This window comes from Psychrobacter sp. ASPA161_6 (assembly GCF_051970285.1).
Taxonomy (GTDB): Bacteria; Pseudomonadota; Gammaproteobacteria; order Pseudomonadales; family Moraxellaceae; genus Psychrobacter; species Psychrobacter glaciei.
Genome location: NZ_JBEFNJ010000001.1, coordinates 618497 through 630923, shown reverse-complemented (window position 1 = coordinate 630923; position 12427 = coordinate 618497). Strand labels below are relative to the sequence as shown.

The following is a 12427-nucleotide window of genomic DNA, read 5'->3' as shown; positions in this document are numbered from 1 at the left end:
CGCTACCTTTTGATAAGCACGAATATTTTAGACGGTTATGGCACCAAAGTAACCGTTTGATTGCTGTGCGCTGTCAGTTTAAATTCTTTCAAATCATACCCCTGTTGTTGGGCAATTTGGCGATATTTTGCGTAAGTTTCCTGACTGATATTGGGCGACCGTGCCAACAACCATAGACTACCTTTATCGGGTGTACCGACCAAAGCTGTCTTGTAATCCGGATCCCGTGCCAACACCCAATAATCAGCGCGACCAACTGGCAGCCAGCGAATCCATGAAGGCAAGAACGTTACTTTCAATTTGCTACCTGTATCGTCAGCAGGTTTTGCCAACCCCTCAGCTATAATGCCTGAACCGTCTTCGGCCTGACACTTATTAGTGACTATAATTCCTGAGCCATCTGTTTTTTCGGTGTAATTAGCAGTGACATCACTGGCACAATTGCGTTGAAAATACATCGGCAATCGACCTATCTCATACCACGTACCTGCATATTGTTTGAGATCCACACTATCGACGGTCATCGGTACATTGGCAGAACTATGCATGATACTGCTAGGCTTCACAGACAATGTCTCTGTGGTCGCTTTATCAGTCGTCGCCGTAGCAGAGGTTTTATTGGCAGACATTGTAGCCGGCAACGGTGCGGCATATGCCGAAAATGCTGCCAACGGTATAATAATCGCTAAGGCAATGCCGGTATGCTTGATAAGCCCGTTCATGAATATACGCTCCGGTATTTTTTTGTATGAAGTAGTAGTCAATGATAAATCATCGGTTTTTTGAGGTTTTTCTGTTGAAGTATCAGCGTAATCTTCTGACATAAGTGCATCTAATCCACTGATTTTTTGTGCTTGTTTCTTCTGCACTTTTTTATAGCCGCTGGTTTCTTGATAACCGCTGATTTTTTGAGAGCCACTGGCTTTTTTGTAGCCATTGGCTGTGTCAAAATCTTCTGGATCACTGTTTTTTGGATCGTTACTATCGATACTACCGTTTTCAATCATAGCAAACTCTTTTGCCTGTGTAAGGCTTTTGTCGATACTCTTGTATCCAAAATAGCTGTCTTGCAAAGACGTATCTCTTGCCAAATGGTCTGAACGTTCATCGTCATAACTGTCATAGCTAGCATCGTTGCTAGCACTATTGGCATGTTGCCCACTATCATGCGGATAGCGAGCCTTTGATTGGCTGATTTGCTGCGCTTGAGAACCGGCTGCCTGTGAATCAGACCATGCTGACTGAGGTAACTTATTGGTTTTCATAGAGGTACCATTAATTAGTGGTGATGGTTAAAATTGATCAATTATCAAATGATTACCATTTAATTTCTTGCTCAAACACACTGCTAATGTGAAAAATAATACGAGTAAAATTAAATGTTATTAGAAGTAGTGAAGACAGCTTAACCCGATTATTAGCTCATAAAAACTAAAATCATCATTTATAAAAAATAGCGTGCACACTTCCTAATTTGATAGCTTATCTTAATGGCAGCACTATGATTAAAACAGTGTTGCAATGTAGGAAAACGCAACGGTTTGTAAGTAATTCTATGTTTGTGCTAAAGAATAAACACAGAGTTACTGGCTGGATAAATATAGAGAAGATCCATTACTTGAATGAACCTTTTATGACAAATACCCGATAAAAATAAAGATACGACCTAAAAAAATTGCTAAATAAACTGACGAATACCTGCCACGCTGATACCACCGTACTGAGCGACTTGCTCAATCATGGCTGGTGACAAGCCACCCAAGCCGATGATAGGCATATCTGCCAGCTGTGCCAGAGTTGACCAATCTGACCAGCCTAATGGTGCAGTATCAGGGTGAGTTTGGGTCGCTAATAACGGTGATAGAAAAATACCGATAACTGGTGGTAGCTGCTGCTGTAAACGAGCACTAGCAAGCTTATTGGCAGCATAAATACTAGCCGCATCATGACAACTAACTATCAATGGTCGATCGTTAGATAACGTTTGCTCACCTACAGAAACGTGCTCCTCATTATTAAACCATGTCATGAGCGCAGTCTGAGAAATTTGATGAACAACGACTTGATGAGCAACGATTCGATAGTCGGATTGCACGTGATGATCAAAAGGCAGAATCACCTGAATATCTGGACGCAAAGACATCAATTGCTTTACGCTATCATCTACATCTGACTCCTTAACTCGAATGTATAACCAAGCATGAGGCGCTACCTTTTCCTCGTGGTAAGTCAACCATTCTGCTGCTGGATTGGGTCGATCACTAAAGTGTGCCAGAGGATAAGTAATCGCTATCTGCGTGGGTAGTCGCAACCATTCAAGAATCGTTTTATTGGCAGCAGGCAAGTGATACTCTCCCGCCAATAGCGCAGATTTATTGACCCATTTTAGCGCCTGCCCTTCTAAGCCATAGCGAAGATGGCGATGCTGTTCGTACTGTAGCGCTGTCAGCTCAATATTATAGACCTGCAAGCTTACCTGCTTATCCCCATAATCATGATGTAGCCGTCCAAGTTTGACGACCGTATTGCCATGGATATCGATCCCAGTTTCTTCAGCAACTTCGCGTATTAAGGCCTGTTTTGCGGTTTCATCCGCATCAATCTTGCCACCTACAAACTCATGACGATTACCCTGATGTTGAGCCGCATCGCGGAACCCAAGCAAATAATGTGCTTGATAATGAATAACAGCGACAGCGACGTTTACAATCTTTTGATGACTCGTTGCTGGGATTTTTGAGAGGTTTGGCATAATACTGTCCTTAAATGCTTATTTCATTGTTTGCTGATAATAACTTGAAATGGTGGTCTGCTATGGAATCAAAAGGTCGACAAGACTGGTGAAAATTTATTTGAAATGGGCTTTATCACTACTGCTTCATATAAGTTTACATAATAACTGCATTTTATTTTATCAATTACCTTGCAAAAAAACTCAATCTAAATGATAATTATTATCGTTAATAACGATTACATCTCTGATGTCGACTACTCAACTGTTTTATCAAAAGGAATTTACTATGAGCATGGTTATCTCTCGTTACTTGAACTGCCGCGAAAACCGTCTACCAACTTTACAGTCACAGCATCTGTTTGCCTTGACCAAAGAAGTACGTATTGAGCACGAAGGTGAGGAATATCGCTTACGCTTAACCCGCAACAATCGCTTAATTTTGACCAAATAGTTAAAATTACACCTCAATAAAAAACGCCTTTCGATGAAGGCGTTTTTTATTGGATGGCGTTTTACTAGGTAGAACATGGTAAGTGCTATCGAGCCACTATTGCAATTCATTGATGAATAAGCAACGGATGACAGCGTTACCTAAAACTGCCAACTATAGACCACATCAACTGCGTTCTCTGCCGCTGACGTTGCCTCGACGTAAATGCGACGGGTCAACTGGTAACGGACAGATAAGCTGTTTTGCGCATTAAAGACACCCACACCGTAGCGAATATATAAGTCAGGGGTCACGTAACCGGTGACATTGACGTTGGTATCTTCACTACCGCCAGAAGCATCAACGGTCAGGCTTTGTAGACCAAAGGCTTGACCAATCTGGTTGGTCAAGTTGCGTGTACCACTCAGGCCAAAGCTCAGGCCAGCAGCGGCTAGATTATTAGTCACTTGTGACTTAAATCCTTGCTCACTGATTTGTGTGGCGCTCTTATTATCGATACGACCCGTTACCAAGGCATTCATTGCTTGCTGCTGAGTAAGACCAGCATTGTTAAAGACAATAATATTTGGACTTTCAGTACTGCCTTTAACGCGCACGCCAACTGTTTTTCCACTAATGGTTTTGGCGGCCTCAATACTCAAGTTAGGCTTCATGACATCACCATTGAAGCGTACTTGACCATAGTTAAGCTCTAAACTCTGACCAAAGGCATTGATATTGGTACGACGTGATACCTGTACCACCCCTGTGGCGCGCATAATGCCCGTGCCGTTTTGAGTGATATTGATAGCACCTGCCAAAGGAATAACGGCACCAAATCCACGGAAATTAATATCATCTCCTAAATCTACGCCAATATCAGCATTGATCGACCAAGGTTTTGAGATAGCTAAAACTTCGTCGATATTACCAATAAGACGACGATCAAGGACGACCACATCTTCAGTTTGCGTAATAATGTCTTCACTGGCTTCTGGCGGACGAATGGTCGCCGACGGCACACTGATAGCACCTGTAATGTTGACGTAACGGTCGCCTGGACGCACGATGATATCGATATCAGGATTAATCTCAGCCAATAGCAATGGCGGCTGGGTCAGTACTAGACGCTCACCAGCGATACTCAGTTTGGCTTGTAGTTTTTGCTGCCAGTTTACCGTTCCGGTTAGCGTGCCGCTGCCCGTACCACTATTAAAGGTTCCATCAACAGTCGCTTGCGTGCCACGAATTTTAGCGTCGACATTAACTTTTCTTAAATTGACAGGCAGGTCGAGCATCGCGATACGACCATTAGCCAATTTAACATCGCCATAGAACTGTGGTTTATCCAATGTGCCACCCACACCACCCGCCATGGTGATATTACCTTCGAGTACGCGCATACCGGGGAAGAAAGGTTTGAAAATCGCTAAATTGAGCTCATTAAGCACCAATGCGCCCGAGATGGGTTTAGGATCTTTATAAGGATCGACAATAACTTCCGCATAACCACGTGCCCCGCGACCAGTATTGATGTCTGTACGCAGTTTGAGACCCTCAGGTACTGACAAGGCAATCAGTGATACACGCTTATATGACAAACTTATAGGAGCGCTATCACCGTCTTGTAGCAAGCCGATTTTGCCATTGTCAGAATATAAAGTGGTATTAATAGTCGGTGGACGACCGCGTTGCCAACCGACAACGGCTTTACCATTGATCTGACCATGCCAATCAATATCTTTAGGTAAAAATACTGAAAATAGCGAGGTATCCAGCTTTTGTAGCACTACGTCAACCTGACCACCAGATGGCGAAGCGATTAATTTTTCACGCAAACACAGCTTGCCAGTTTGATCTGCCGCCTGCCAACAGTGTGCGGCGAGTTGCACTTTAAGCTCACGGCTATTGCCATTCTGATTGTTGGGTAAATTGACGATTAATTGCGCTGGCTGTAGTTGGTTCAACGTGGCATATCTAGACTTGACGCGACCTTTACCAATCACCCCAGACCAACTGAGTGTGTCGCGATTAAAGCCACCTTTGAGTCTTGCCGCAATATCAAGTTGCTCATTCGCGACGTTTAGATCGACCACGTGCGACTTTTCAGTACCATTGAAAGACGCATTAACGCTTTTAAAACTCTGTCCCGCAGCGTCTAAGCCTTCAGCGCTGACAATCAGCTGACTTGGGCTATTTGCTAAGTTGACGATTTTGCCGCGAATACGACCTTGACGCAATATAAAACCTGGGAGCGCAATACGCTCACCGACCAAATCAATATAAATAGTGGGCAAGGCTTGTCCCGCAGGTTGCGATAAGGTCGCACCGCCGGTCACTTTACCGGTCAGCTTATTGGAGAGCTGATCAAGACTGGTGATATTAATCTTGGTTTGTAATTGCTTGGCATTGCCATTAGCAGTGATGTAGTTATCACCCCAACGTAAGACGAGGTTATTGGCATTTAAACTGTCGATTAAGGCGTTCACTTGCTTATATTGTGCTTGTGCATCTTGCGTTTGCAGACGCTTAAAGTAACTCGCCAAGTCTTTTGGCAGACGCATTTTCGCGGCTAAACTGCCTTTTGCACTAAGCGGCTGACCTTTTAACATGCCAGTCAAGTTGATTTGTTTGATATTAATGGTTTGCTGAGTATCACTCCAGCGACCGTCGGTATCTATAGTACCAGTGATAGCGCTTGGCGTACTTTTGAGGAAATAACCTAAATTAAAGCGATTCATTACCGCCTTGATATCCCAAGCGATACCTTTACGTACATCGACAGTGCCGCTAGCATCGATACTACCTGCAGCGCCGACATGACGGAAGCGTTTGATACGGATGAGTTGAGCATCGCCACTGGCATCAATGGTGAGTTTGCCTGCTGGTAGCTGCTCGGCATCTAATACACCGTTAAAATTTACTGCAAAGCTATTCAATTTACCTTTAGCATTCGCGTTGTTCTTGGATGCCGTTTGCCACTCACCATTGGTTTTTAGATCACCAGTAATAATGGCGGGATTATTGGGTAAAAAATAACCCAAATTGAAGTTATCAAAGCGACCGTCAACTGTCCAACCAATATTTTTGCGCAAATCGATGACACCTTTTGCATTCACTGCGCCAGCCTCACCGTTGTAATTGAGCTTGCGAATACTGATCAGCTTTGGCGTGCCAGCTGCATCGATAGACAGACGACCCTTTGGCACATCCGCAGTATCGACCTGCCCATCAAAACGCGCATCAAACATAGACAGCTCGCCACCAACGATATCAACTTTGGCGTCACCGCCACCAGTAATACCGATAGCACGACCGTCTTGCGTGGCATCAAGCTGCGCCTGCAAATCGGTATTGTTTAAATTAATAATATGACGCTGACCCTTGACCCCGCTTTTGGTGATACTCACTAAGCGACCACTGGCACTAATGCTGCCCGTTAAACGCTCAAGCGGTAGATCACTACGATACTCTTTGGGTAGTAAGCCATTGGTACGGGCATCAATTTGCCACGTCAATGGGCGCTGCTTGCTCGCCAGTTGGATCTGCCCTGTACCCGATAGGTCACCGACGATGCCATCATAATTAAGGCGATTGATATCGATGACATTACCCACTTTGCGGACACGTACATCGTAGTTGCCTTTGGGAGCGGCATTCAGCTCATTGATCACCGCATTGGCATCGATAGAGAGGGTCGAACCGCGCACGATGACGTCCGCTTGACCGCTTGGGCTATCGATATTACCGATGTTAGGGACGTTACGACGGGTCAGATTTTGCCAAGTGGCATCGATATATAAAGGCGCTGCCTGTTTGATCTTCGCAGAGGTCTTACCTTGGGTAATATTGGCATTAATATGTTCGCCATCACGCTGACGGAAATCTGCGTCAACTTCTAAGTTACCCGCGCTATTCTGTTGTTGGTAATGTAGCGATAGTCGACCGTTTAATTTTTGCGGGGCATAGGCTTTGAAATCGGCATAGTCGTCAGGAATAACACGGCGAATATCGAAGTTGCTACCGGTCACTCGTACTTTTGCATCGAAGCTATCTTTCCAATCTAAAATACCTTGTAGTATTAAGTTTCCAGCTGGAACCTGAGCATCCAAACGATCAATGCGCAGTTGGCTATTGGCAATCACTGCCCGCCCTTGATAATGCCCTGAGGGGATATCTTTGGCAGTCAATTCGGTATTGATACGCAGGCGTATCTCAGAGATGACACCTGAGGCAGTGGCCGTGCCGCTTTTTAAACGAATATTTTGGCTTTCAGCATAAGGAATCAAAATATCATCCCATTGCAATTTTGCTTGAAGTGGCAAATCCTTGTCCAATGCCTGTACGACAAAATCACCGCTGACATCGCTATTATTATAGCGACTACGCACTTTGCCGACAGTACGCTTTAAACTGCCTGTGGCAGTGATATTTAGCGGATCGATATAGGCTTTGTCTAAAGCACTCACTTCAGCAATAGCACTCAAATCTAACGGATAGTCACCTTGAAGATCAATCTCACCTTGTAAAGCACTGACTTTGACGATGTCCGCATAGCGTAAGTCACCACGACCTACCGTGACCATGCTGCCAACCCATGTCAAGTCACGAGCGGTAATATCATGAACGATGATAGGGTCTTTGGTCACTTGCTTATAGACAATCGTTTTTATTTTTGCTTGATCAAAACGTAGGTTCACCGGTAGCTTGAGCGTTTTATAATCAAATGCCTCACCCGTTGGTGGCTTTTTATTGATAATCTCAATACGTTGAATGTCTGCATCCCGTAGATGGACTTCTTTTGCAAATACTGCACGCCAGCCTATTTTGACATAAGCCTTATCTACCCGTACTTCAAGGTCTTCGGTCGCCTCGATATCGATATCCGTGACCAACAAACCATCACGTAAATTACCGCGCCCATATTTGAATTTAATACCCGTTTCGGCACTGATCTTTTCTAATAAGAACTTGGTACCTGATTCAGTACCAGCCGCATAAAAAAATACGGCGAACATAATTGCTAGCACAATTAGTATGAGCACCAGTAGTTTGAGCAAAAAAGACAGCGGATACCAACGTCTTACAGCACGGGCATCTCGTTGCGCCGGATCTTCATCCGATGAATCATTAGGCGGGGTATTTTCGGTCAACATCACACTCAACTACGTTAAAAAATAATTGTCAACAATCGCTAAAAAACGATTGACGAGGCTCTTATAAAGGCGATCCGATAAAGAAGTGCAATCGAACCGGAATACTCTCTTCTGTCACACCAGCAGCGACATCAACCCGCACCACACCGACTGGTGATGCCCAGCGAATACCAACGCCGACGCCGACTTTGGTTTCAGTCTCGAAGTCTTTGTCATAGGCGTTACCCACATCGGTAAACAACGCACCGCGGAAGCCAGGTCTAAATTCATAGTTATATTCGGCACTACCAACGGCGAGGATTTGTCCACCCGTCAGATAGCCTTTGTCAATTGGCGATAAGCTTTCATAATCGTAACCGCGAATACTTTGGTCACCGCCCGCGAAGAAGCGCAACTTGTAAGGCACGTCATAAAAGTCATCGGCCCAAATGTAGCCGGTATTGAGGCTACCAAGAACTTGGTGTTTATTATCATTACCAAAACTATATATACCGCTGACACCCGCACGCACAATTGCCAAATCCGTATCGCTTAATGCCTTTTCAGTTCCTGCTTCAATAGAGTAATACTGACGGATACCGCGTGTCGGATTGGTTGCACTATCCACATCCGTTTTATTCATACCATAGCCCAATAACAGCGCTTGTTGCTGCGGGCTAGAAGACGTAAAACGTATGGGCAGATCTTCTAAGTTGGCCTCATCCACCCCCGTCTCTAACTCATCTAAACGGTAACGCACAGAGTAGCTACGATTCCAGCCACTGTCACGGCGAATATTACGTGCCAATGCCGCTTTTAGCGTTCGGGTAGATAGATCAAAGTTGCCTTCGCCTTGATCGATGACTTCCTCTTCATAAGTCAGGCGAGCATCTAACTTATCATTAAGCGGATGCTTCCACGGTCGGCTGGCATAGACCGAAACATTCTTAGTAATTCTAGAGACTTCTGTTTCTGCCCCTGCCTGATAGCCTTGACGATTGAGTAGATTGTAATCTATCTTCGCCGTGGCACGTACGCCAGTATCGGTACCATAACCAATACCTACTTGGGCATCGCGTGGCTTACTGGCAGAGACAAAGACATATAGTGGGACTTTTTTACTCTCTCGTACTTGTTGCGGCGTTTTACGTCCTGCCAGCGTTGGTGGTACAAAGTTTTCATCCGCAAGAATGCTTTTTTCATCCGGAAATATTTTTTGTGCCACATTGCTAATAGAGTCACTGATTTTACCTAAAATCGTGTCTGTCTCTTGGTCTTTTTCGTCTAATACCCGATCATCTGGTAGGCGACTTAAACGATTGGCTTTTTGTTTAATGGCTTGAAGTTTTTCCAGTGTTTGCTCGTCTGCCTCAAACTCAATGGCAGCGATATCAGCCGGATTGACTGTTTCTCCACTGTTGGCAGTGTTGGTGCCTTCACTGCCATTTGCCTCATCACTGTTTTGGACAGTGCCATTTTGAACAGTACCATTCGTATTACTACTCTCTGCCCCATTATTTGCTGCCGCTACGCCATCGATAATTTCTGAAGCATTGACCTCACCATCAACATCGTTGTCAAGAGTATTACCAATGGCATTGGCGGGTGCATTATCAAAAGCTAAAGTACTGTTTTCGCTGCTTTCATTGGGTGGCAAAATGGATTCGACATTCACAGTGTTGAAATAACGCGTCGCCGATAAATCGTTACTAAATTTGGTAATATCGGGGCGATAGAACGGATCACCGGGTTTAAAATCAAACAACTGCTGCAATAATGACAATTCGACAGGTAGCTTATCAGGGTCGCGGGTCAGAGTATTGGTCGCTGCATCATAAGTAAAAAACACCACATCATCGTATTCATAACGGTCGCCCGTGTTATAAACCAGCGATATATCAGCGGTGTGGTCTGGTAAAATAATATCGACTGATTTATTCAACCAATATTGGTCGAAATAGCCATAAGTATTGCTGAGTGACTCAAGCGCTGCTTTACTGTTTTTATAGACGCGGTGGTTAAATACATCGCCTTCTTGCGGTGGCAGCTCTTTTTCTAACGCTTGATATTCTTCTTGCGCGCTACCTTCACCACGAATCTCGACAATACGACTGTCCACAGTGACCGGCTCGCCTAAATCCTCAATAACCACCTCAATGATGTCGCTATTGGGTTGGCGCAGACGTAAGGTCACATCGTAATAACCAACGGCTTTTGCGGCATCTAATGCCGTTTGACGCAGACGCGGTAAAGCTGCCGTAAAGTCAACGACAGATTGGACGGTCGTGTCATCAAGCGCTGCCTTAATATTCTTAATCGGTTGCGTGTCTTCGTCTGCTTCGATAACTTTTGGTTGAGCGTTAGTCGCATCGTCAGCAGCGACTTGCTGCAAGTAAACCGTTGTCTCTACATGTGGTAGCGCTAGAGCACCATCATTAAACAACCTATCATAGAGCCGCTTAACGATATTGGTTTTTTTGCGAGACAGCGCCTTAGGCTTTTTGGCCTGCAGGATACTTTGATTGACGGCTTGGGTTTCGGACTGATAATCTGGCAAATAATCATTTGGATTGATGATATCTGATTGTTCGCCTTCCTCTCCTATCACATTATCTGCACTGACTGACATCTGGTCATCGATAATAATATTATCGTCATCAGCGCTTCCACTACTGACAGCATCGCTTACGTTAATGGGTCGTGCCATGATTTCAGCGGTCTTAGCCTGTTCAGCCGCCGTCTCATTTCTTCCTAACGTATCAAGGTTGTTCGGTGCTGGCAAGTTGGTGGCGTCGAGACTCACATCTAAACCGATAGGCGGGTTGGTATCGTTTAACGTCGCGATAGGCGCATCAAAGTCGCTGTCGTTATTGCTAATACCATTCATGCCATTAATATCAGTGCTAGTAGCGGCGCTACCATTATTGATACTGTCAATGTCTTGCGCATTTTGCCTATCTAGCGCTGCCAGCTCGCGATCAATTTCCTCAGGCGTCATCATCTGATAGCCTTGCTGCTGAACTGTCTCGGCTTGCTGCAACAAATCCTTATTGGCAACGTTCGCCTGCGCGTCACTCAAGTCGTCTACATCATAAAGCTCATTATCCAAATCATTGTCATTGGTATTGGCATTGTCGACATTATCATCGACGCCTTGCTGATTTGCAGATGCTTGCTCAGATAGTGAATTTTGCGCGTCTGTCTCTTTACTATTAGGCTGCTTATTGCTTAGGTTTTGCTCTCTATAATCATCTAATACTGACTTATCAATGATGCCTTGTTCCACGGCTCTTTTTAGTCGCAAGGCATCCAATGCGATATCGAGCTGAGTGTCTTCAGTAGAAGATGGCTCACGAGGGGTTGGGGGCTGTGAGGGTGTTGGTGGTTGGGCTAGTGTCGTACTACTGGCGGTTGACCGGCTGGCTGTATTTTGCGTGTCATCATTCTGAGAACCAGCGTTCTGACTATCAATGATTTGACTGCTAGTATCGATACCTGTCGTGGTCTCAGCCAATGCCATAGGCGCGATGCCAAAGCCCACCAAACTGGTCGCTAATGCACTAAAAATCGCTGAGCGTGTAAAATAAGTACGCGACAACGCCGGCTGCAACTCATCAATCGCGGCATATTTAGAGGGTTTGATATTGTTCCCATCATGACTGGTTAACGCATTACACTGCGTAACTGACAAGTGGCGCGCTAGAGTTGAAGGCTGCTGTTCCATGTATACTTATTTCCTATCACCTCACGCGGCACAAGTCACTGACGATAGACTCATCAGGTATTACCGGTGAATAAACTTATAACAGTTAGCTGAGATGCTCTATGGACTACCGTACTTTTTTATTGCTAAGTTTTAGCGCTGAACGTATATCATCTAAACTTGCTAGCATAAAATAGGTCGTTTTAAGTGATACCGAGTCTTGAGTCTCATTGATACCTTCACCTCATTGATGCTTTCACAAGGTAACCCTTCAAAAGACAACCATGTAAAATTACAAATCATAACTTAGTTAATTATGAAATCATAGCATCGGGCGCATGTATTTTTATCAAAGCCTTGCTATTATACGGCTTAATATTGATAAAACCTATGCTATATTTCGATAAGTTTTTGATAATATTGAT

At 44.6% G+C, this 12427-nt stretch carries 5 protein-coding genes; 1 reads left to right on the top strand and 4 read right to left on the bottom strand.

Annotation, left to right across the window (positions count from 1 at the left end; translation table 11 throughout):
• Nucleotides 1–35: 35 nt before the first annotated feature.
• On the bottom strand, nucleotides 36–1265 hold the full coding sequence (locus tag ACTQ9T_RS02610) for a lipocalin family protein (RefSeq protein WP_440463982.1): 1230 nt from the start codon (nucleotides 1263–1265) through the stop codon (nucleotides 36–38).
• A gap of 413 nt (nucleotides 1266–1678) precedes the next feature.
• Nucleotides 1679–2752 carry an NUDIX domain-containing protein gene (locus ACTQ9T_RS02605; protein ID WP_440463981.1) on the bottom strand — a complete coding sequence of 358 codons (1074 nt, stop codon included), beginning with the start codon at nucleotides 2750–2752 and terminating at the stop codon, nucleotides 1679–1681.
• A 274-nt stretch (nucleotides 2753–3026) separates the two neighbouring features.
• Here ACTQ9T_RS02605 and hemP point away from each other — a divergent pair, with 274 nt between their 5' ends.
• Nucleotides 3027–3185 carry a hemin uptake protein HemP gene (gene hemP, locus ACTQ9T_RS02600; protein ID WP_227672156.1) on the top strand — a complete coding sequence of 53 codons (159 nt, stop codon included), beginning with the start codon at nucleotides 3027–3029 and terminating at the stop codon, nucleotides 3183–3185.
• Between the two features lie 140 nt (nucleotides 3186–3325).
• Here the strand turns inward: hemP and ACTQ9T_RS02595 are convergent, their stop codons facing one another.
• Together ACTQ9T_RS02595 and ACTQ9T_RS02590 are read right to left on the bottom strand one after the other, a co-directional pair.
• Nucleotides 3326–8320 carry a translocation/assembly module TamB domain-containing protein gene (locus tag ACTQ9T_RS02595; RefSeq protein WP_440463980.1) on the bottom strand — a complete coding sequence of 1665 codons (4995 nt, stop codon included), beginning with the start codon at nucleotides 8318–8320 and terminating at the stop codon, nucleotides 3326–3328.
• A 61-nt stretch (nucleotides 8321–8381) separates the two neighbouring features.
• Nucleotides 8382–12023, bottom strand: a complete 3642-nt coding sequence (locus ACTQ9T_RS02590; RefSeq protein ID WP_440463979.1) for an autotransporter assembly complex protein TamA — start codon at nucleotides 12021–12023, stop codon at nucleotides 8382–8384.
• Nucleotides 12024–12427: the final 404 nt, after the last annotated feature.

Bases quoted from the DNA above. Each gene is read 5' to 3' on its own strand.
- ACTQ9T_RS02610 (WP_440463982.1), bottom strand. From the start codon at position 1,265: ATGAAAACCAATAAGTTACCTCAGTCAGCATGGTCTGATTCACAGGCA.
- ACTQ9T_RS02605 (WP_440463981.1), bottom strand. From the start codon at position 2,752: ATGCCAAACCTCTCAAAAATCCCAGCAACGAGTCATCAAAAGATTGTA.
- hemP (WP_227672156.1), top strand. From the start codon at position 3,027: ATGGTTATCTCTCGTTACTTGAACTGCCGCGAAAACCGTCTACCAACT.
- ACTQ9T_RS02595 (WP_440463980.1), bottom strand. From the start codon at position 8,320: ATGTTGACCGAAAATACCCCGCCTAATGATTCATCGGATGAAGATCCG.
- ACTQ9T_RS02590 (WP_440463979.1), bottom strand. From the start codon at position 12,023: ATGGAACAGCAGCCTTCAACTCTAGCGCGCCACTTGTCAGTTACGCAG.